This window comes from Sphingopyxis macrogoltabida (assembly GCF_001307295.1).
Classification (GTDB): Bacteria; Pseudomonadota; Alphaproteobacteria; order Sphingomonadales; family Sphingomonadaceae; genus Sphingopyxis; species Sphingopyxis macrogoltabida_B.
Genome location: NZ_CP012700.1, coordinates 828,254 through 849,179, shown reverse-complemented (window position 1 = coordinate 849,179; position 20,926 = coordinate 828,254). Strand labels below are relative to the sequence as shown.

General features: G+C 66.2%; 22 protein-coding genes, 1 tRNA gene and 1 pseudogene. 8 read left to right on the top strand and 16 right to left on the bottom strand.

Annotation, left to right across the window (positions count from 1 at the left end; translation table 11 throughout):
* Positions 1–3: 3 nt before the first annotated feature.
* The 4 genes from AN936_RS03970 to AN936_RS03955 form a co-directional block, all read right to left on the bottom strand.
* A complete protein-coding gene (locus tag AN936_RS03970) occupies positions 4–498 on the bottom strand; it encodes an acetyl-CoA carboxylase biotin carboxyl carrier protein (RefSeq protein WP_054586998.1) in 495 nt (164 codons plus the stop codon).
* On the bottom strand, positions 495–2,042 hold the full coding sequence (locus AN936_RS03965) for a hypothetical protein (protein ID WP_054586997.1): 1,548 nt from the start codon (positions 2,040–2,042) through the stop codon (positions 495–497). The genes AN936_RS03970 and AN936_RS03965 overlap by 4 nt, the downstream gene beginning before the upstream one ends.
* 262 nt (positions 2,043–2,304) lie before the next feature.
* Entirely contained in the window at positions 2,305–3,180 is an 876-nt protein-coding gene (locus tag AN936_RS03960; protein WP_054586996.1) for a sigma-70 family RNA polymerase sigma factor, read from the bottom strand.
* Positions 3,180–3,638: a carboxymuconolactone decarboxylase family protein gene (locus AN936_RS03955; protein WP_054586995.1), complete on the bottom strand. Its 459-nt coding sequence runs from the start codon at positions 3,636–3,638 to the stop codon at positions 3,180–3,182. The genes AN936_RS03960 and AN936_RS03955 overlap by 1 nt, the downstream gene beginning before the upstream one ends.
* A gap of 138 nt (positions 3,639–3,776) precedes the next feature.
* Between AN936_RS03955 and AN936_RS25885 the strand changes: the two are divergent.
* A pseudogene (locus AN936_RS25885) lies at positions 3,777–3,953 on the top strand (DoxX family membrane protein); the annotation flags it as partial.
* Positions 3,954–4,018: 65 nt separating this feature from the next.
* Positions 4,019–4,156, top strand: coding sequence for a hypothetical protein (locus tag AN936_RS25880; protein ID WP_234715858.1), 138 nt, complete (start codon positions 4,019–4,021; stop codon positions 4,154–4,156).
* 18 nt (positions 4,157–4,174) lie between these two features.
* Here the strand turns inward: AN936_RS25880 and AN936_RS03945 are convergent, their stop codons facing one another.
* Positions 4,175–5,584 (bottom strand): diguanylate cyclase, encoded by a 1,410-nt coding sequence (locus AN936_RS03945; protein WP_158500040.1) that lies wholly within the window; start codon positions 5,582–5,584, stop codon positions 4,175–4,177.
* A gap of 418 nt (positions 5,585–6,002) precedes the next feature.
* Between AN936_RS03945 and AN936_RS03940 the strand changes: the two genes are divergently transcribed.
* Genes AN936_RS03940 through AN936_RS03930 form a run of 3 tightly spaced genes read left to right on the top strand, consistent with a single transcriptional unit; the run spans position 6,003 to position 8,825 of the window.
* Positions 6,003–6,983, top strand: a complete 981-nt coding sequence (locus AN936_RS03940; RefSeq protein WP_054586994.1) for a toll/interleukin-1 receptor domain-containing protein — start codon at positions 6,003–6,005, stop codon at positions 6,981–6,983.
* A gap of 1 nt (position 6,984) precedes the next feature.
* Positions 6,985–7,965 carry a hypothetical protein gene (locus AN936_RS03935; protein WP_054586993.1) on the top strand — a complete coding sequence of 327 codons (981 nt, stop codon included), beginning with the start codon at positions 6,985–6,987 and terminating at the stop codon, positions 7,963–7,965.
* Positions 7,966–7,967: 2 nt separating this feature from the next.
* Positions 7,968–8,825, top strand: a complete 858-nt coding sequence (locus tag AN936_RS03930; RefSeq protein WP_054586992.1) for a hypothetical protein — start codon at positions 7,968–7,970, stop codon at positions 8,823–8,825.
* Between the two features lie 121 nt (positions 8,826–8,946).
* On the opposite strand, the gene AN936_RS03925 is transcribed toward AN936_RS03930, so the two are convergent.
* The 9 genes from AN936_RS03925 to AN936_RS03885 form a co-directional block, all read right to left on the bottom strand.
* Positions 8,947–9,954, bottom strand: coding sequence for a PhoH family protein (locus AN936_RS03925; protein WP_054586991.1), 1,008 nt, complete (start codon positions 9,952–9,954; stop codon positions 8,947–8,949).
* Positions 9,955–10,084: 130 nt separating this feature from the next.
* Entirely contained in the window at positions 10,085–11,434 is a 1,350-nt protein-coding gene (gene miaB, locus AN936_RS03920; protein ID WP_054586990.1) for a tRNA (N6-isopentenyl adenosine(37)-C2)-methylthiotransferase MiaB, read from the bottom strand.
* A gap of 7 nt (positions 11,435–11,441) precedes the next feature.
* A complete protein-coding gene (locus AN936_RS03915) occupies positions 11,442–12,239 on the bottom strand; it encodes a lysophospholipid acyltransferase family protein (RefSeq protein ID WP_234715735.1) in 798 nt (265 codons plus the stop codon).
* Complete coding sequence (locus tag AN936_RS03910; protein WP_054586989.1) at positions 12,208–12,633, bottom strand: Fur family transcriptional regulator; 426 nt, start codon at positions 12,631–12,633, stop codon at positions 12,208–12,210. Before AN936_RS03910 ends, AN936_RS03915 begins: the two co-directional genes overlap by 32 nt.
* Before the next feature lie 133 nt (positions 12,634–12,766).
* On the bottom strand, positions 12,767–13,198 hold the full coding sequence (locus AN936_RS03905; protein ID WP_054586988.1) for a MucR family transcriptional regulator: 432 nt from the start codon (positions 13,196–13,198) through the stop codon (positions 12,767–12,769).
* A gap of 115 nt (positions 13,199–13,313) precedes the next feature.
* Positions 13,314–13,784, bottom strand: a complete 471-nt coding sequence (locus AN936_RS03900; RefSeq protein ID WP_234715734.1) for a GNAT family N-acetyltransferase — start codon at positions 13,782–13,784, stop codon at positions 13,314–13,316.
* A complete protein-coding gene (tsaB, locus tag AN936_RS03895; protein ID WP_054586987.1) occupies positions 13,781–14,398 on the bottom strand; it encodes a tRNA (adenosine(37)-N6)-threonylcarbamoyltransferase complex dimerization subunit type 1 TsaB in 618 nt (205 codons plus the stop codon). The genes AN936_RS03900 and tsaB overlap by 4 nt, the downstream gene beginning before the upstream one ends.
* Before the next feature lie 20 nt (positions 14,399–14,418).
* Positions 14,419–15,012, bottom strand: a complete 594-nt coding sequence (locus tag AN936_RS03890; protein ID WP_054586986.1) for a malonic semialdehyde reductase — start codon at positions 15,010–15,012, stop codon at positions 14,419–14,421.
* Positions 15,013–15,049: 37 nt separating this feature from the next.
* Entirely contained in the window at positions 15,050–15,625 is a 576-nt protein-coding gene (locus tag AN936_RS03885; protein WP_054586985.1) for a NifU family protein, read from the bottom strand.
* Positions 15,626–15,688: 63 nt separating this feature from the next.
* Between AN936_RS03885 and AN936_RS03880 the strand changes: the two genes are divergently transcribed.
* The 3 genes from AN936_RS03880 to AN936_RS03870 all read left to right on the top strand — a co-directional run bounded on the left by AN936_RS03880 (position 15,689) and on the right by AN936_RS03870 (position 18,704).
* Entirely contained in the window at positions 15,689–16,561 is an 873-nt protein-coding gene (locus AN936_RS03880; protein ID WP_054586984.1) for a hypothetical protein, read from the top strand.
* Positions 16,562–16,642: 81 nt separating this feature from the next.
* Positions 16,643–16,718 (top strand) — tRNA-Thr (locus AN936_RS03875).
* 201 nt (positions 16,719–16,919) lie between these two features.
* Entirely contained in the window at positions 16,920–18,704 is a 1,785-nt protein-coding gene (locus AN936_RS03870; protein ID WP_149037585.1) for a gamma-glutamyltransferase, read from the top strand.
* Between the two features lie 35 nt (positions 18,705–18,739).
* Here the strand turns inward: AN936_RS03870 and AN936_RS03865 are convergent, their stop codons facing one another.
* A complete protein-coding gene (locus AN936_RS03865) occupies positions 18,740–19,657 on the bottom strand; it encodes an alpha/beta hydrolase (protein ID WP_054586982.1) in 918 nt (305 codons plus the stop codon).
* Positions 19,658–19,659: 2 nt separating this feature from the next.
* Positions 19,660–20,922: a metal-dependent hydrolase family protein gene (locus tag AN936_RS03860; RefSeq protein ID WP_054590091.1), complete on the bottom strand. Its 1,263-nt coding sequence runs from the start codon at positions 20,920–20,922 to the stop codon at positions 19,660–19,662.
* Positions 20,923–20,926 lie beyond the last annotated feature (4 nt).

Below are 20,926 nucleotides of genomic sequence, written 5' to 3'. Positions count from 1 at the left end.
CGGTCAGCCCTTCACGATCACGAACAGCGGCTGGTCGGCTTCGACCAGCGCGCCGTCGGCCGACAGGATGGCGTGGACGATGCCATCGCTGCAGGCACGGACGGTCGTGAACAATTTCATCACCTCGACGAGGCAGAGTTCCGATTCCGCGGTCACCGCGCTGCCGACCTCGACATAGGCTGGCGAACCGGGCTTCGGCGCGCGATAGAAGGTGCCGAGATAGGGCGCCCGCACGATCTCTGCACCTTCGGGCCATGTCTCTGCCGCAGGCAAAGAGTCCGCCGCCGGCGACGGGGGTACCGTACCGGCGGCGGCAGGGGAGACTGGCGATGAGGGTGCGGGGGCGGCAGACGCTCCCGTGCTGAGCCCGATGCTGCCGGCGTCGTTCGACAGATAGATTTCGACGCCGTCGCGCACGACGTGCAGTTCGCGCAGCCCCGACTTCTCGAACTCGGCGATCAGTTGCTCGAGTTCGGCGGTACGATCGGCGGCGCTCATTGACCTGCTCCCCGCAAGGCTTCGATGTCGGCGCGGCTCAGGCCCGCCCCCTTGCCGGCGAGCCGCGACCCCTGCTGCTCGTCGCGGTACATCGCCTGTACCGCGGGGTCGTCGCTGCGATATTTGACCGTCGTGTCGCACAGGAAACGATAATCGGGCGCCATCTGCCGCGGCACGAACGCCGCGGCGCGCGCATTATATTCGGTCAGCGTCAACGCCCCGGCAGTCGTCGTATAACGGTCGGCCTTGGCGCCGAGATGGGTGACGCCCTCGCCGATCGGCGCCAGCTCCGGCGCCGCGCCGTCGCGGCCGAGGACGCTATACGGTATCTGCGAGATATAGCGGACCGGATTGTTGTTGTGCTGCATCATCGCATAGTCGCTGATCCGCTGGCTCGGCAGGTCGACAAGGCCGACCAGTTCGCCCAGGAAATCGCGCCCGAACTCGTCGTTGAGCAAGGGGCGGAAGCGGTCGGCGCGCGGGTCGATCGTCATCCAGTCATTGACGTCATAGACTCCGGCGATGTGCGCGAAATCCTTCGCCATCGAGAAATAGACGAGCGCTCCGGCGTCCATCATCTGGTCGCGGCTCCAGCCCGCGACGCGCTTCCACAGCGCGACGGTCGCGACGCGCACCTTCTCGGTCAGTTCCTCGAATGTGCCGGCGAGTTCGTCGGCCGAGCCCATGCCGACGGGCACGAAACCTTCCGACAGCACGTCGGAGGTATAGAGACCGACGCCGGTCAGCTTGTCGGCGGTGAATTCGGGACGCGATTCAAAGCTGCCCCAATCGTCCATCAGATAGAAATGGCACCCCGTCGCCTCCATCGTGACGGTCAGGTTATTGTAGGGAATGTCGCCCGCGATCCCGTCGAGCCACGGATAGTCGCCCTCGGCGAGGTCGGTGAATTCGCGAACGATGAGCTCGCGGCCGTCGCCGAGGTTATAGGGGCCGTTGTTGTTGAGCGACACGCGGCTCTCGCACGACACGAGAAAACCATATTGCGACACGGTGGCGAGGAATGCCTGCGCCGCCTTGTGCAACCGGTCGCCCACCGCGCAGGCGTGCAGGTCGGCGTGGAAGCGCTGGACGCGGCGTTCGGGCAGCAATTGCACGCGCTGGCCAAATTCGCGCGCATTGAGGTGGCCGTCCTCGCGCTGTTGCGCGAGTTTGAAGCGGCGCCAGAAGGCCATGACATAGGCGACATCTTCCGCGGCATCGGCGGGATCGAGCATGCCGAAGTTGATCAGCATCTCGCGGCCGAGCAGATAGAAGGTCGGCAGGCCCCAGCCCGGCAAATTGCCGAACTTGCCGCCCATTGCACGCGCGCGGTCGCCGATTTCCTCGGCCGGCATCTTCGCCTCGACCTTTCGCAGCAGCTCGGGATAGCGATAGAAGCAGCAGAGATAGGACAGCAGCATATAGGACGGCACGGGGAACAGTTTCGATTCCTGCACCGTCCGCGTCACGCACAGCCAATAGGTATCGTCGCCCAGTGTCTGGATCGCATTGTTCGCTTCCAGCAATCGCGCGTAGCTCAACATCACTCACCCCTTGCCCGCCCCCTGTCGACCGGGGACTCGTTCGCTGACCTCCGGTTAGCACCGTCCGACGCGCAGGGAAAGAGTGTTTAGGCGAAATCGTCGAACGAAATTGCACGGCGACGAGCGTAGTCGGGTTAGATTGAAGCATGACCCTCCTTATCTTGTCATCCCGGCGAAGGCCGGGATCCGGCCATATCGCCCTGACGCATCGGTGAGATCCCGGCCTTCGCCGGGATGACGATTCAGTAAATGGCGACCACGCTTAATGCATGTGTTTGAGCTTGTCGGGATTGCGCATCACATAGATGCCGGTGACCTTGCCGTCTTCGATCTCGAGCGCCGTCGTCTGCAATTCGCCATCGGCCTCGCGCGTCACGAATCCCGGCAGGCCGTTGATCAGCCCCAAGTGGACGAGCGTCGAGCCATATTTGCCGAACAGCACCGCAAGGCTGCGGTGAAGCTTCAGCACCGTGTCGAAGCCAAGCACCGGTCCCATCGCGGCGGGACGCTTGCCGCCGCCGTCGGCCCACATGCCGACATCGGCGGCGAGCAGCGCGCCGAGCGCGCTCATGTCGCCGCTGCGCGACGCGGCGAAAAAGGCGTTGGCGATTTCCATCCCCTGCTCTTTCTCGAGCTTGTAGCGCGGCCGCGCCTCGCGGACGTGGCTGCGGGCGCGCGCCGCGAGTTGGCGCGTCGCGGCGGCGTCGCGGCCGATCGTCGCCCCGACCTCGTCGAAACCGACACCGAAGACGTCGTGCAGGAGGAACGCCGCGCGTTCGAGCGGCGACAGGCGTTCGAGCGCGAGCATCAGCGGCAGCGTGACGTCGTCGGCTTCCTCTTCCTCGACGAGCGGATCGGGCAGCCAGGGACCGACATAGGTCTCGCGGGTGCGGCGCGCCGACTTGAGCTGGTCGAGGCAAAGCCGTGTCACCGTCCGCCGGAGGAAGGCGGCCGGCTCGCGCACCTCGCTGCGGTCGGTGCCGAGCCAGCGGAGGAAGGCATCCTGCACCACATCCTCGGCATCGGCGACCGAGCCGAGCATGCGATAGGCGACGCGGATGAGGAGCGGGCGCAGCGGATCGAAACTCGCCGCTGCCTCCGCCGCCCCCGCCTCGCCGTGGACGCTTTCGCCCGTCATCAGGCGGCCTTTGCGGGCGCGCCGCCTTCGTACCAGAGGTCGAAGCCGACCGCGATGCGGTTCCAGCCGTTGATGACGTTGATCATCACGGTGAGGTTCATCTGTTCCTCCGGCGTGAAATGCGCATCGAGCGCGGCGCGGGCGTCCTTCTGTGTGTGCCCTTGCGACAGGCGGGTCAAGGCGTCGGTCCACGCCAGCGCCGCGCGCTCGCGATCGGTATAGACGGGCGCTTCGTGCCACGCGGCAAGCAGGTAGATGCGCTGTTCGGTTTCGCCTTTGGCGCGCGCTTCGACGCTGTGCATGTTGATGCAGTTGGCGCAGCCGTTGAGGATCGACGAGCGGATCTTGACGAGTTCGATCAGGCTCGGTTCGAGGCTGTTCTGCGCGGCAAGCGACACCGCCATCCACTGTTTCATCAACTGCGGCGAGGCGGCGAAGGGGTCGGTTATCCGGGTCATGTCATGCTCCTTTGCTGGGGTTGTGCAGACATGACGAGACAGGATCGGTCGATGTGACATGGGCCGCGAAAAAATTCGCCTTCGCCGAAAATTTCGTTAGCCTACCCGCCTCGACAACCGGAATGAGGGGGAGCGATCATGAAATTTCTCGATGGTTATGGCGCACAGGCCTATGCGCTCCTGCGCATCGTCGCCGGGCTGCTGTTCCTGGCGCATGGCGTGCAGAAATTCTTCAATTTTCCGGCGGCTTTCCCGATGCCGCTCAATCCGATGCTCTATGCCGCGGGGGCAATCGAGCTGGTCGCGGGGGGATTGATCGTCATCGGCCTGTTCACACGCCCGGCGGCCTTCCTCGCCAGCGGCATGTCCGCAGTCGGCTATTGGTCGCGCACGGCAGCCAGGGCGCCTTCCCGATCGTCAACGGCGGCGAAACGATCGCGCTTTATTGCTTCATCTTCCTGTTCATCGCGACGCACGGCGCCGGGATCTGGAGCGTCGAGGGCAAGGCGAAGGCGTAAACGCCCAGGCGGCGATACCTAACCGGTCGCGGCGTGCGTCATCGACCGGTTGCGGCCGCTCTGTTTCGCTTCATAGAGCGCCGCGTCGGCGGCTGCCGCCAGCACGGCAACGTCGCCGTCCGCGACCTGATCGATATGGCCGATACCGATGCTCACGGTGACATAGCCGAGAGGCGCAGGCGACGGCAGCTCCAGCCGTGCAACCGCCGCGCGCATCGTTTCGGCAAGCATGCGCGCGTGCTGCGGCGTCGCGCCGGGCAGGATCGCGGCGAACTCCTCGCCCCCATAGCGCGCGACCGTATCGACGCCGCGCGTTGCGCAACCGGCGAGCGCCTGCGCGACCTCGTGCAACCGGCGATCGCCGACCGGATGACCGAAGCTGTCGTTGAGCAATTTGAAATGATCGATGTCGATCATCAGCAGCGCAAGCCCCTGCCCCGTCCGCTGCGCGCGCAGCCATTCGCGGCGCAGACTTTCGTCGAACTGCCGCCGGTTGCCCAGCCCGGTCAGCTGATCGACACGGGCAAGATGCTCGAGCCGGTCGTGCGCATCGAGACTGCGAACCTGCACCCAGATCGTGCGCATGCCATAGCCGAGAATCGCCGCGGCGCAGCCGGCAATCGCATGGAGCGGTTGGGCGCCAACCAGCACCGCCGAGACGGTGAGCAAAGCCGCAGGAAGCATGAGCGGGCCGCCGACTCGCACGGCCCGCCCGAAACGGAGCGATACAGGCATCGACGCGCCGCCCCTGTCGGCCAGCGCGAGTCCTGCAAGGATCAGGAACGGCAGTCCGATCACCAGATCGGGCCACTGACCATAGTAGACGTCCGAATGCAGATGATTGATGAAAGCGGCCGTCACCAGATAAAGCGCGGCATAGACGGAAAGGCCGCCGAAAAAGGCGCGCTGCGCGGGATTGGCGCTCGCCAGGAAGCGGATCAACGCGAAAGCGAAGATATAGAGATTTTCGATATCGAACATCAGCCGCAGCTTGACGATATTCGACAAGCTCGCATCCGCCAGCGACGCCAGCGCGAACGTGTGCCGGAAGAAGAGATAGCCGAGGGCGAGCGCCAGGCCGGCATCGATCAGCCGGACCGGCCAGGGTTCGCGTTCGGGAACGGCGAGGACGAGGATGATCGGCACGCCATAGAGGATGAACAGCAGCATGCTGAGCGCGCCGACGCCCGACCAGCTATCGAGCACCAGCCCGCTGAACAAATTGCCCGCCATGCCGCCGGCCCACAGCAGCATGGCGATCGCCAGCGCGATCCAGCCGCGCGCGAAGCCGCCGTGCCGCGCCCGATAGATGCAGGCTGCACCGGCCATCAGCGGGGCGAGGATTAGAAAGACGAGCGAGACAAGCCATGCATGGCGCCCGCCGACGACCAGCAGCGCACCGTGCAGGGCGACGAAAAGCAAGGGCAACCAGGCCGCCTGAAGGGGGATCGCTAAGGCGGCCCGTGGCTCCAGCGCCGCGCTGCTATTCTCTTGGCTCTGAAAGGGCATCTGCCATCCAATACAGTGTCGGAGGGATGTTGGCAGTGCCGGGTTAGCAAATCATTTTGATGGCACGCGATACCCGGTGACGACCGCTTTAAGGTGAGGAGCGGACGTTGCTGCTTCCCTGCGGCGCAGCCGTGGGGAGGGGACCGCCCGAAGGGTGATGGAAGGGCGGCGAGCGCAGCGAGCGCTTCCGTTAGCCGTTACGCGGCTGCCACCTCCCCATCGCTATGCGACAGGGAGGACTGCATGTCCGCTATCGGCCGAAACCGGACCTTCCTTACTCCAATCCCCAATTGCCCTTCCCTTCCGCGCGCGCCATGATGCGCACCGGGGGATAGCCATGCCGGCACAGGTTTTCATCAGCTATTCGTCGAAGGACCGCACCGTCGCAAACATGGTGTGTGCGCTGCTGGAGGAGCGCGGGCATCGCTGCTGGATCGCGCCGCGCGACATCCTGCCCGGCGCATCGTGGGGCGAGGCGATCATCGACGGGCTGAAGGAATCGGCCGTGTTCGTGCTGGTCTTTTCGCAGAACGCCAATGCGTCGCCGCAGATCCTGCGCGAGGTCGAGCGCGCGGTGCACCTGGGCCTGCCGATCATCCCCTTTCGCATCGAGGATGTGCTGCCCGAACGCAGCCTCGAATATTTCATGAGCGTCCCGCACTGGCTCGACGCGCTGTCGCCGCCGGTCGAGGACCATATCGTCCGGCTGTGCGATGTCGTCGGCCAGTTGGTGAACGGCGCGGCAGGCCGCGGCGATTATATCCCGCGCAAGGCGCGCGGCACGAAAAGCGTGAGCTGGAACAACGCGCTGGTCCGCGCGGGCGCGAGCGGCGCGGTGCTGGCGCTGCTGCTGCTCGCCGCCTGGCTGGGCGGGCTGGCTCCGCCGGAATCGCCGGTCGGCTGGCTCGCCGCACTGCTCGCCATCGCAATCCCCGTAGGGGCGATTGCCGCCGGCGGCGCAAAACTATGGACCAGAGGCTGGGTGCGCGGCGTGCTGCTCGCGCTGTTGCTCGCGGCGGCAGCGGGATATGGCTGGACGCGCAGCGCCTATGTCATCGCCGGTGAAAATGGCGCGCCGCTGGTGCGCGGCACCGAGTGTACGCCTGACGCGAAGCTGGTGTTCGCGGCCGAATGCCCCGACCTGCCGTCCGACGCGCTCGCCGATGCGGCCTATGATCCGGCGATGCTGTGGACGGCCGCGTCGATCGGGCGGGTGAAGCTGATGCTCGGCAGCGCATGGGCGCTTGCGGCGGCGGTGGCAGCGCTGCTGGTGGCGGGATGGATGGGCGGCCCGCGGCGGCTGAAACAGGAGGGTTGATATGCACAAGGCAAAGATGCTGATGCTGCTGGCTGCGGTGGCGTCTCCGGTGACGGCGACCGCGAAGGAACCGATCGATGCCGCGGGGCTCAAAGCGATCGAAACGCGGGTGCCGCCGCAAAGCTGGTACCCCGACGGCTATTACGACATCCGCATCGCCGCCGAGGGGCAGGTCGCCGATTTCCCGCGCGAGACGCTGACGATGGACTGGGGCGATGGGCAGCCACCCTATTACGACGTCATCGACTGCAACGCCGAATATGTCAGCCTCGACGAAACCGACCCGCTGACCGCGCGCTATGGCCCGGTGGCGCTCGAGGTCGCGCGGCTGCGCGGCGAGTTCGAGCGGATGAAATATCCGCTCGCGGTTTATGCCGGACCGCTGCTGGAGTTCGAGAAGGCGAAGATCGAAGAGGCCAAAACCGCACCCGAACCCGTGTCCGAAGCCGAAATGAGCGACGCGATGGCGATGGAAGCGAACGCCGCTGCCGACGCAGCGGTCGCGGAGGTTGCTACCGATGCGGCAGCGGATGCTGCGTCGATGGAGGCCGCACCCCCGGCCGACGCCGGCATGGACGAAAGCGAAACCTATAACGACCCCTATTTCCTGCTCGCCAAGGCGGTCGAGGCGAACCGCGAGCGGCTGGCGCCGAAGCTGCCGAAAGTGCTCGCCGACGGCGGTTGCGGCGCCGGCGAAGGGAGCAGCGTCATCGTCAAGACGGTGCCGCCGCAGGGCAAGGTGCTGCTGATCAACACCTTCGCGTTCAAGGTTTGCACCCGCAAGAGACCCGACCCGTGGGATCGCTTCGCCTGCAAGTGGAACGAGATCGAAACCGGCGTCGAGAAGCAGCTTTCCGGCCGCTATGTCTATCAGGTCAAATGGCCCGACGGGGCGGTGCGCAAGGGAACCCGCGACATCGTTCCCAATTACGAAGATGAGGCGGTCGCGGCCGTGGTGACCTTCAAGAAAGTCGGAAGCTGACGATGGGCGGCCGGACGATTGCGGCGCTGCTGATGCTGGCAAGCCCGTCCGTTGCCGTGGCGCAGGACGCCACGGCCGATGACGGTGCAGCCATGAAGGCGCTGGAAGCCGATGTGCCGCAGCAGTCCTGGTACCCCGGCGGCTATTACGACATCCGCATCGCGGCCGAGGCACAGGTCGCCGAATTCCCGCGGCCGGCGAGCGACCTGCCCGCGACGCCCGAACAATCCTATAATCTGGTTGCTTGCGATGTCGAACGGCCGGGGGGCGAGACGTCCGATCCGCTGCTGGAACGCTATGGCTATGTCGCGCTGGAAACCGCACGGCTGCAGGCCGAGCTGCGCCGGATGCATTACCCGGCCAGCATCTATGCCGAACCGCTGCTGGCTTTCGAACGCGAATCGATCGCCAGAGCGGAAGACAGGGAGACGAACGGCGATCCCTATACGTCGCTGGCCGAAGCGCTGGAGGCCGCACGCGCCGGCGCCAAGGCGCCTTTGCCTCCGGTTTTCGAATATCGCGACTGCACGCCGCCGCCGATGGCCGCGCCAAGCCGTCCGCGGTTGGGTGCGGTCCGCTCGCCGCCTGCCCCCGGCGTCAAATTCCGCACCGAGCCTCCGGCCGGCCAATTGTGGATGATCAGCGCCTTCGCCTTCAAAGTTTGCGTCCGCAAGCAGCCCGATCCGTGGGACCGCTTTGCCTGCAAATGGAACGAGGTCGAGACCGGCGTCACCAGGAACATCTCGGGCCGCTTCGTCTATCAGGTGCGCTGGCCCGACGGCACCGTGCGCAAGGGCACGCGCGAAATCGCGCCCGGCGGAAACGCCACGCCGGTGACATTCAAGAAGGTCGGGAGTTAGGAACGGATACTCCCCCTTTGTATCGTCATCCCGGACTTGATCCGGGATCCACCGCGGCGCCGAAATCATGGACCCCGGATCAAGTCCGGGGTGACGACAAAAATGGGGCCGTCTATCCCCTCTACGCCCCCGGCCCTTCATAGGCATCGACGATCCGCCCGACGATCGGATGACGGACGACGTCGGCGCTGGTGAAATAGCTGACGTTGATGCCCTCGACCCCCTCAAGGCGCCCGACCGCATCGGCGAGGCCCGAGCTGGCGGGGAGCGGCAGATCCACCTGCTTGGGGTCGCCGCAGATCACCATGCGGCTGTTCATGCCGAAGCGGGTGAGGAACATCTTCATCTGCGGGATGGTCGTGTTCTGCGCCTCGTCGAGGATGATGAAGGCGTCAGCGAGCGTGCGGCCCCGCATGAAGGCGAGCGGCGCAATCTCGATCTCGCCCGATGCGATGCGCCGCTCGACCTGTTCGGCGGGCAGGCAGTCGTGGAGCGCATCGTAGAGCGGGCGCAGATAGGGATCGACCTTTTCCTTCATGTCGCCAGGCAGGAAGCCGAGCTTCTCCCCCGCTTCGACCGCGGGACGCGACAGGATGAGGCGCTGGACGCTGCCGGTGATGAGCTGCGCCACCGCCTGTGCGACAGCGAGATAGGTCTTGCCCGTCCCCGCCGGGCCGAGCGCGAAGATGATGTCGTCGCGGGCGAGCGCCTGCATATAGGGGACCTGCGACGGCGCGCGCGGGACGATGGTCTTCTTGCGCGTGCGGATCATCACCGTCGGCGCTTCGTCCTTGTCGTGGCGGATGATGCCGGCGAGCGTCGGCTGCGCCGACATCGCGATCACCCCGTCGACTAGTCCCGCGTCGACCTCCTGCCCCTGTTCGATGCGGTTATAGAGTTCGGTGAGCACGTCGCGGGCGCGCGCCGCGGCCTCGGCCTCACCCTCGATCTGGACGCGGTTGCCGCGCGCTGAAATATAGACGCCGAGGCGGTTTTCGATGGCGACGAGGTTGCGGTCGAATTCGCCGAAGAGGAGGCCCAAAAGCTGCGTTCGCTCAAATTCCGCCGTCAGTCGGACGCGGTCGCCGGGTTCGGCGGGGGTGGAGGCAGTCAGCGGGCGTTTGGACATATGGGCAAGGCTCCTTCGATCGATGACATGACTGTACTCCCGCCATGATGGGAGTCCATGACTTGCAGGCTGCGAATACGACGGAAGGAGGCCGAGTGTGTCTTCGCGGAGACACACCGCGCCAGTCGCACTAGGCGACCTCTTCCATCAGGGCTTCGGCCCCGACGCTGTTGGCCCCGGCCGAGACGATGCGAACATCGATCATGTCGCCGATCTTGAGCCCCGGCGCGATGACATGCACCGACTGGAGCCAAGGCGACTTGCCGATGAGCTGACCTTCGAGCTTGCCCTTGCGTTCGAGCAGCAGGCGCGTCGTGCGGCCGACGGTCGCCGCGTTGAAGGCGTGCTGTTGTTCGTTGAGCAAGGCCTGCAGCCGCTGGAGACGGTCGTTCATTACCGCTTCGTCGATCTGGTCGCCCATCGTCGCGGCGGGCGTGCCGGGGCGACGCGAATATTTGAAGCTGTACGCCATCGCGTAATTGGTGGCGCGGACGATATCGAGCGTCGCCTGAAAATCCTCTTCGGTCTCGCCGGGGAAGCCGACGATGAAATCGCCCGAAATGGCGGTGTCGGGACGCGCGGCGCGGACGCGCTCGATGACCTTCAAATAGCTGTCGACCGAATGGCTGCGGTTCATCGCGGCAAGGATGCGGTCGCTGCCCGCCTGCACCGGCAGGTGAAGGAAGGGCATCAGCTTGTCGACCTCGCCATGCGCGGCGATCAGCCCCTCGGTCATGTCGTTCGGATGGCTGGTGGTATAGCGGATGCGTTCGAGCCCGTCCTCGCGGGCGAGTTCGCGGATCAGCCCGTCGAGGCCGATCGCCCTGCCCTTCTCGTCTTCGCCGTCCCAGGCGTTGACGTTCTGCCCGAGCAGGGTGATCTCGCGGACGCCGCCCGCAACCAGCGCGCGCGCCTCGGCGATCAGGTCGGCGAAGGGCCGGCTGATCTCCGCGCCGCGCGTATAGGGGACGACGCAATAGGTGCAGAATTTGTCGCAGCCTTCCTGCACGGTCAGGAAAGCGGTCGGGCGCTGGCCGCCGGCGCGCTTCGGCAGGGCGCCGAACTTGCTCTCGGCCGGCATGTCGAGATCGACAGCCTTCTCGCCCTTCGCGGCGCGCGCGATCAGGTCGGGCAGGCGGTGATATGCTTGCGGGCCGACGACGACGTCGACGCTCGGCGCGCGGCGCGCGATTTCGGCGCCCTCGGCCTGCGCGACGCAGCCGGCGACGGCGATCGTCGGGCGGCTGCCGTCGGCACGCTTCAGCCGGCCGATGTCCGAATAGACTTTCTCGGCCGCCTTTTCGCGGATGTGGCAGGTGTTGAGCACAACCAGGTCGGCGTCGGCGCCCTCAGCCGCGGCGACATAACCCTCGGCACCCAGCATCTCGGCCATGCGCTCGCCGTCATAGACGTTCATCTGACAGCCGAAGGATTTGACGTGGAAGGTCTTGGGAGGATTTTGGGGAGAGTCGGACTTCATCGGCGCGCTATAGGCGATGCAGCGCGGCGGCGGAAGGGCGGCCGACCTCGGCCATGCGGCGGGCGATTGCGGCGCGCGCCGCCTCGCTGATCGCCTTGCGATCGTGCATCACCTCGGCGGGCAGCGGGTCGAGATAGTGGATGGTCAGCGGGATCGACCGCTTGCGCGCGATCAGCCGCTTGAAATTGTCGAGGCCCGATTCGGGATCCTGCCAGGCGATGGCGGTCGCTTCGTCGCCATAGTCAAGGAAGACGGGCTGGATGCGCAGGTTCGGCGGCGGCGGGACGACCGCCTGGAACAGCGAGCCACGAAACGGCAGCAACCCGTCGCCGGGCCCGGTGGTGCCTTCAGGAAACAGCGTCACCGGGCGCCCGCGCGCCAGCGCACCGCGCAGGCTGTCGGTCTGGGCATGGATGTCGCGCCGCGCCTCGCGCTGTACGTAAATCGTGTGGTTCTGGTCGGCGAGCCAGCCGACGAGCGGCACATCCTCGACCTCCGCCTTCGACACGAAGGCCGAGCGCGCCGCGCCGCCGAGCGCGAGGATATCGAGCCAGCTCAGATGATTGGCGGCGAACAGCACGTTGCGGCGGAGCCGGGTGCCGGTGGTGCGGACGCGCAGTCCGGCGATCCAGCCGACGGCGTTGAGGAACGCCATCACCATCGGCGACGGGCGCCCGACGGCGCGATAGCAAAGATGCGGGACGATCAGGAACAGCAGCGCCAGGACCATCAGGGTCAGGCGCGCGACCGAGCGCCAGGTGATCGAGGCGCGATCAGTCGCGCTTGCGATCGAGGGAGACACCATAAAGCTCCATGCGATGGTCGACGAGGCGGAAGCCCAGCCGTTCGGCGATCACCTTTTGCAGCGCCTCGAGCTCGGGATCGACGAATTCGATCACCTTGCCCGTTTCGACGTCGATCAGATGGTCGTGATGCGCCTCGGGCGCCGCTTCGTAACGCGAGCGGCCGTCACCGAAATCGTGGCGGTCGAGGATGCCCGCTTCTTCGAACAGGCGGACGGTGCGGTAAACGGTGGCGATCGAGATGCCGCTGTCGATCTTCGACGCGCGTTCGTACAGCGTTTCGACGTCCGGATGATCCTCTGAATCGGAGATCACGCGGGCAATGATGCGGCGCTGCTCGGTGATGCGCAGCCCCTTTTCGTGGCACAGGGCTTCGAGGTCGATGGAACCGGTCATGCTGGCCTTTCCTGCAATATGCAGCCATGTCTTTGTTCTGCGAACTGTATAGGGTCGCACCGCCGATAGGACAAGGGCGGCACCGTCTGGTCCCGCCCTTCCCTGCCCGCATGGGGCCAGATGATCGTGCGGCTCAGGCCTTCTTGCGCTTGCGGCCGCCACCGCGGCCCTTGGTCCCGAGGCCGATTTCCTTCGCCAGCGCGCGGCGGCGCTCGGCATAGTTCGGCGCGACCATCGGATAGTCGGCGGGCAGGCCCCATTTGGCGCGATAGTCGTCGGGGGTCATGCCGTAATGCGTCATCAGGTGGCGACGCAGCATCTTCAGTTTCTTGCCATCCTCGAGGCAGACGATGTGATCGGGCTTCACCGACGAACGGATCGAAACCGCAGGCACCGGCTTTTCCTCCGGAACTTCCTGATGACCGAGGTTGGAGAGCGCGGCGTGGACATTGTTGATCAGTACCGCGAGATCGGAGATCGCGACGCTGTTGTTGCTGACGTGCGCCGCGACAATGTCGGCGGTCAACGTCACAAGCATTTCAGAAGTATCGGCTTGATCCGACATGAGAGCGTATCCTTATCATTTTCCCAGAAGAGCAGGCAAGAATATCAGCGTTATTCTTCCGCCTGTCGATTATCCTGCCAGACAAATGCCGGAGCCGCAACGGTAGAATACTAAGTTATAACCGTACGCCCGACCGCCGCATGGTAATCGCGTCGCGCAGAACGCCGTCGGCGCCCCGGTAATAGGCCGAGCGGCGCCCGCATTCCGCGAAACCGGCGCTCTGGTAAAGATGAACGGCGTCATTGTCGGCGCGCATTTCGAGGAAATAGTCGTCGGCACCTTCGAGCAGCGCCCATTGCTGCCAATCGTCCATCAACAACTTGCCGACGCCCTGCCCGCGCCGGTCGGGGTCGACCGCGAGCAGCAAGAGCTCGCTCTCCGGCCCCGCGATGCGTGCGGCGGCAAAACCGCATGGCCGCTCGCCGTCCCACGCCAGCGAAACGCGCGCCGACGGCAGGGCAAAGAGCGTCAGCAGTTGCGCCGCGCTCCACGCTTCGCCATAAACGGGATCGAAGGCCGCCTCCATGACGCGCATCACCGCCGGCAGGTCGGCGACACGCGCGGTGGCAAGGCGGATCGTCGTCATGCGGGCGCCATCGGCTTCGCGTCGGGGGCGCGGCCATAGATCGGACTGGGATCGTCAAACAGCGCGGCCTCGGGCAGCCGCATGAAAGCCGCCGCATCGGGTACCGAAGACAAGGCACGGCCCGAACCGCGGCGCGCAACGAAAGGTTCGGCACGATTGCCGACGACAAGCGCATCCTCGATCAGCACCGCGTCGTCGGGAAGCAACGAACGTACCGCCGCGCAAGGCGACAGGTCGGCGGCGAAGGGCTGGACGAACCACTGGCCGTGGCCGCCCTCCATCACGACAAGGCCGCCGCCCGCCGCGGCAAGCTCATCGGCCGTCCCCGCCGCGACGAGCGCGAGGGTCGAAAAGCCGCGCACCGGCACCTGCCAGCCGAGCGCCAGTCCGCGCGCCGCCGCGACGCCGATGCGCACCCCGGCGAAGCTGCCGGGACCGCAGCCGACGAGGATCATATCGGCGCGGCCGCCACCCTCGAGCTCGGCGATCAGCGGCACCAGCCGTTCGGCATGGCCGCGTCCGATAACCTCGTGACGGCGATCGACAATAGCCCCCTCTTCCAGCAACGCCACCGAACAGGCCTCACTCGCCGAATCGATGACCAGTTGCCGCATCGAGGAGCCGGAACGTCCGCTCAGGCGATGCGGTTGAAGCGGCCGAAGTCGGGCCGCGGGCTACGTTCGAAAATGCTCGCGGGATCGCCGTAGCCGAGCGTCGAAATGAAGTTGCTCTTCACATTCGGCTGATCGGCGAAGAAGGCCGCGTCGACTGCGGCATTGTCAAAGCCCGACATCGGACCCGTGTCGAGGCCAAGCGCGCGCGCCGCGAGGATGAAATAGGCACCCTGCAGGCTCGAATTGCGAAAGGCGGTCGCCTCGGCGAGCGCCGCATTGCCCACGAACCAGCTCCGCGCATCGGCGTGCGGGAACAGTTCGGGCAGATGCTCGTAAAATTCGTTGTCCATCGCGATGATCGCGGTGACCGGCGCCTTCAGTATCTTTTCGGCATTCGCCGGCATCGTCAGCGGCGCCAGCTTCTGCTTCGCCTCTTCCGAAACGCACCAGATGATCCGCGCCGGCAGGGCGTTGGCACTCGTCGGACCATATTTCATCAGGTCCCAGATCGCGACCAGTTGCGCTTCCGATACAGGCTTGTCGAGATAGCCGTTATAGGTGCGCGCGGTACGAAACAGTTGGTCGAGGGCGCTATCGGAAAGCGGCTCGCTCATCGGGCATTCTCCTGTCGGGTTTGGCTGGTAGGGGACCTCAGACGGCGTGAACGGCCGTGACTTCAGGCACATAATGTTTGAGCAGCGATTCGATGCCGTTCTTCAAGGTCGCGGTCGACGACGGACAGCCGGCACAGGCACCCTGCATCTTCAGATAGACATTGCCTTTGTCGAAGCCGCGATAGACGATGTCGCCGCCGTCGTTGGCGACCGCGGGGCGGACGCGCGTTTCGATGAGTTCCTTGATCTGCTCGATGATGTCGGCGTCGGCGGGGTCGTCGGCGAAACCGGCCTCATCCTCGGCCGGCACCGAAAAGCCGGCGGTCGCCGGGTGGAACAGCGGCAGGCCGCCCAGGAAATGGTCCATGACGATGCCGAGCACGTCGGGCTTCACATCGGCCCATTCTGCACCCGGCGCGATCGTCACCGAAACGAAGTCGCGGCCCAAAAAGACGCCGGTGACGTCGCCGAGCGTGAAGAGCGCGCTCGCCAGCGGCGACGCCTCGGCCTCTTCGGGGCTGGCGAAGTCGCGTGTTCCCGTCTCCATGACCGCCCGGCCGGGCAGAAATTTGAGCGTCGCGGGATTGGGCGTCGATTCGGTTTCGATCAGCATGGGGTGCATGTGGGACGCATTCGCGCTTTGTGCAAGGTGACACACATGCGCTAGGGGCAGGCGATGCGCCGTTTCACCCATTTCGCCGCGCTCGACTGGTCGGGCGCGCGCGGTCCCCGGCAGCCGGGGATCGCGCTGGCGGTGGCGAGCGGCTGCGATGCGCCCGCGCTGGTGCGGCCGGGGCATATCTGGTCGCGCGCCGAAGTGCTGGACTGGCTCGAGGCGGTGGCAGCGGCGAGAGAAAACATGTTGATCGGCTTCGACTTCTCGGCCGCCTTCGCCTTTGCCGACCGCGGCGCCTATTTCCCCCTCTGGGACGAAAGCCCCGCCGACCTGCCGGGGCTGTGGGCGCTGGTCGAGCGACTGGCGGCGGGCGAACCGCATTACGAGATCGGTGCCTTCCTCGTCCATCCCGACGCCCGGCGCCATTTCCGTCACGCCCGCGGCGACACCGGCGACCTGTTCGAGCCCGGCGCGGGGCGACTGCGCATCGTCGAGCAGCATCAGCGGGCGACGAAGCAGGCGGCGAGCGTCAGCAACTTCAACCTCGTCGGCGCGGCGCAGGTCGGCAAGGCCAGCCTCGCGGGAATGCGGCTGCTCCACCGGCTGCGCGGGCGCATCCCGCTCTGGCCGTTCGACCCGGTGCCCGCGCAAGGCCCGCTGCTCGTCGAAATCTACACCAGCCTAGCCGCGCGCGCCGCCGGGATGGCCGCGGGGCGCAGCAAGATCCGCGACGGCGCCAGGCTCGACGCGGCCCTCGCCACGCTCGGCTCGCCACCCGCCGGCATCCGCGGCCCGGTCAGCGACCATGTCAGCGACGCGCTGCTCGCCGCCGCCTGGCTCCGCGCCATCGCACCCGCGCCGGCGAGCTGGTCCCCTGCCCCGCTGACCGACGAGCTTGCCCGTACCGAAGGCTGGACCTTCGGCATCGTCTGACGCTTTTTCACGAGGCGGCATTTTCTGGCGATCGGATGTTTCCATCCGGCCGAAAAATGCTCTAGGGGGCGCAAATGGCGCGCCGGCTTAGCTCAGTTGGTAGAGCACCTGATTTGTAATCAGGGGGCCACGGGTTCGAATCCTGTAGCCGGCACCAGTTCCGCCCATTTCGACATCTACATCTTTCCGCTTGGCCGACGGCGATGCGGGCCGGCGTCAGGCGCGGGCGATGTTCAAACATTTGGAAAGCCTATAAAAACTACCACACAGACAATTTTATACATTAGTGCTTGATTTACAATTGCACCGTCGCTTAAGCTTCGCCGACACCGGATTCCGTTCGGCAGAGGATTTCGACATGACTGAAGCAGTGAAAGACGGTCCGGCGCGCAGCAGCGAAACGCCGACAGCAAGCGCCGGCGCCGGTGCGGCAAAGACCCTTGCGCCTTCGGGCTGGCCGGCGGCAGACCGCGACCATTTCTGGCAGATCCAGCAAGCGGCCTTGCCGGGCAATCCGGCCGGCCGCGGACAAGGCGGTGCGGTCGCGACGGCGCTCAACGGCTTCGCGGCGCGCGTCGGCGAGGAAGCGCTGCGTCAGGGCGGGTCGGCGGTCGACGCGGTGATGAGCGCCGCGCTGGCGCAGATTGTGCTCGGCGGCGGCGCGGTGATCAGTTTCTTCGGTATCTTGGCGCTGATGCATGTCGACGGCGACAGCGGCGAGGTGACCTCGCTCAATGCCGGCTGGAACACTGTGCTCGGGGAGGACGATCCGATGTCGATCCCAGGCAAATTGAACGCCGCAGGCGACGGCATCGCGAACATGATGGGCTCGGGCGAGCCGTCAGGCCGGACGGCCCTTGTCGGCGGCTTCATGCGCGGGCTGGAGGCGGCGCATCGCCGCCATGGCAAGCTGCCGTTCGCGCGGCTGTTCGAAGCGGCGATCGAACTCGCCGAAGACGGCTTCATCGTCTCGCCGGGGCTGGCGCGCTATATCGACATTCGCAAACAGGACCTTGCGCGGCTTCCCGAAACCAGGGCGGTCTTCTTCAAGGCCGACGACACTCCCTATGTCGAGGGCGATCATTTCCGCCAGCCGGCGCTCGCCGAAACGCTGCGCCGCGTCGCTGCGGAGGGCGCCGACTATATGTACACAGGTGCATGGGCCGCAAAATGCATCGAGGCGATCCAGGCCGATGGCGGGCGGATGACACTCGATGATCTTGCAGCCTATCAGCCGGTGTGGTCCGACCCGGTGACGATCGAGCGCCGCGGGCACACGATCGCGCTGCTCGGCGAACCGTGCGAGGGCAGCGTCAACCTTATCGAAACGCTCAACCTCTGCGAGGTCGCGGGCATCCGCGAGCGCGGCCATTGGTCGCAGTCGGCCGACAGCCTGACGCGCCTCGCGAGAAGCTGCGCCGCGATGGGCGGCATGCGCTACGAGACCGAAGAGGAACAGGCGGCGACCTTCCCCGGGATCGAGATGAACCGCGACGCCCGGCTTTCCAAGGAGCATGCGCGCGCCCTCTGGTCGCGCCTCGAGGATCAGTCGCCGATCCGCTTCCTGCCCAAGGGCACGCATTCGGACGTCGTCGTCGCGGTCGATGCCGACGGCAATATGGCGGCGCTCTGCCACTCGATCAATTGCCTGATCTGGGGCCGCACCGCGATCGTCGTCGACGGCGTCTCGGTCGGCGACCCCGCCGCCTATATGCAGACGATGGTCGCGGCGACGCCGCGGGGCGGGCAGCTCCCCAATCCGATCGAGGTCGGGATCATCCTGAAGGACGGCAAGCCCGACACTGCCTGGTCGTCGATGGGGGTCGGCCTGCATTACCAGACGACGCAGTCGCTGCTCAACATCGTCGATTTCGACATGGACCTTGAGCAAACGGCGAATGCGCCGCGCCTGCTGCTGCCGATTTCGCCCGACGCGAGCCAGCGCGAGCTAATCCTGCGCGTCGTCGATGGCGAGTTCCCCGATGAAGTGCTCGATGCCACCGGGCTCGAAATCAAGCGCATCCAGCCGGTCGAGGCGCGCTTCGCGCAGGGGCTGTGGGTCGCAATCCGGCGCGACGCGGCAACGGGCGAGTTGACCGCAATCTCGCCGACCTACACCAACGGGCAGGCGACCGCCTTCTGATCGACAGGAAGGCGACAGCCGCCCTCCCCGTCCCTTCATTCGGTCGCGGCGAGCGCTGCTTGCCAGTCAGGTCCGGCCGCGACCGGCAATAGGAAGCGCAACGCCCGCGCGATGGCGGCGCCAGCCACCGATCCGTGCGTCTCGCCGGGAAACTGGACAAACTGCGTTTCGACGCCATGGCGCGCGAGGGCAGCGCGCATCCGGAACGCATTGCTGATTATCGCAAAGTCGGCGAACATCGTACCCGGGTCTTCCTCCAGCGCCCCCGCCGACAGAAAGGCGCGCCGGCCTTCGGGCAGCTCGGGCAGTTCCTCGATCAGACGCACTATTGCGGGGTCGCCCACCGATTGCGGCAGCGCGCCAGCGACGGGCGATTGCGGGTCGACGAGCATCGGGCTCATCAAAGCATAGCCTTGGAAGAGGTCCGGCGCTTCTGCCATCGCGTAGGCCGCGAAATGCCCGCCCGCCGACATGCCGAGAAGAACGCGGCGCGTGGGGTCGATCTCCCCGACATGCCGCTCGACGGCGGCGATGACATGGTCGCGCAGCGCGGCCAGAAAGGCGTCGGCGCCGCCGAATTCAAAGCTGCCATAGGCGCCCGCCGAAAAGCTGCGCCGCGGCCCGCGATAGAAATCGAGAAAGCGGCGCGTCGAGACGAAGGCAAGGTCGCCTTTCTCTTCGGCATAGCCGATGCCGACCACAACGGCGGGAGCAAGCTCGCCGCCGAGGCTGCCGACGCGGACGGCATCGACAACGCTGCCGAACATATAATCGGCGTCGGTGACATAGACGACCGCGCTCGGGCCATTGCCTGCCCCGATCGCGGGCTGGATCGCGCGCGCGATCGAGATGCGCAGCGCCGTGCCGAGACCGGGCGGCTCGATGACAAAGGTTTCGATCCCGACCGCCGGCCCCAATGCCGGCACCAATTCGGCGGGCGTATCGTCACTCATCACTACTTCTCCTTGCCCGCTGTTATGCCGAGATCCTTCACGATGCGCCCGTCCTGAATGACGAGCGGGATATGCGCGCCGCCGTCCTGGAACAGCCCGAGGTCGTCCAGCGGATTGCCGTCGACGAGGATCAGATCGGCGATCATTCCCGGCGCGATACGGCCGAGATCATTTTCGCGCCGGAGCAGGCGGGCGTTGACGATGGTGGCCGAGCGGATGACATCGGCCGCCGGCATCGCCTGTCCGCGGATCAGGAACTCGCGGCCCTGCAGCGCGTGAAACGGCCCGAGCAGGTCGGTCCCGAAGCCGAGCTCGACACCCGCCGACCGGCAGGTTTCGAGCGATTTCAGCCCCGCGTCGAACACCCCGGCATTCTTCGCCAGCGCGGCCGCCGCCATGCCATATTCGGCGCCATGCTGATCGAAGCTTTCGTAGGTGGCGAGCGTCGGGACGACGAAGGCGCCCCGTTCGGCGGCGAGCGCCGCGACCGGTGCGTCGATCATATTGCCATGTTCGATCGAACGCACACCGCACTCGAGCGCCCGCCGGATCGCCGCCGCCGAATAGGCGTGCGCGCAGACATAGACACCCCAGTCGGTCGCCGCCTTCACCGCGGCAGCGATTTCTTCGGCGGTGAACTGGAGGCTGTCGAACGGATCGCTCGGCGAAGCGATGCCGCCCGAGACGGTCAGCTTGATATGATCGGCACCGCGCCGCAATTGTTCGCGCACCCCGCGCAGCATGTCGGACACGCCGTCGGCGATGTGCGAGAGCAGGTCGATGCCGCTGCAACAGCCGCAGGTCGCCGGGCCATGTTCGACCGGGCTGCGATAATCGACATGGCCGCCGGTCTGGCTGATCGCCTTGCCCGCGATGAACAGCCGCGGGCCGCGCAGCGGGCCGCTTGCCACCGCTTCCTTCAGCCCGTGATCGGCGCCGCCGGTGTCGCGCACCGTCGTGAAACCGCGGTCGAGCATGCCGCTGAGGATCGGCGCGGCGCGCACCGCGGCGAGCGTCGCCGGCATCGTCTTCAATCGGCCGATGTCGAGCTCCGACACCATGACATGGACATGCGCGTCGATCAGCCCCGGCATCAGCGTCCGGCCGCCGCAGTCGATCACCGCGCCGTCGTCGGGCGTCTCCGGCCGGTCGGAGACTTCGCCGATCCGGCCGCCCCGGACGAAGACCGACCGGCCATCGATCAGCCGGCCGGCCTCGACATCGAGGACGCGCGCGTTCGTCAGGACGAGCGCGGCATCGGCCATGATC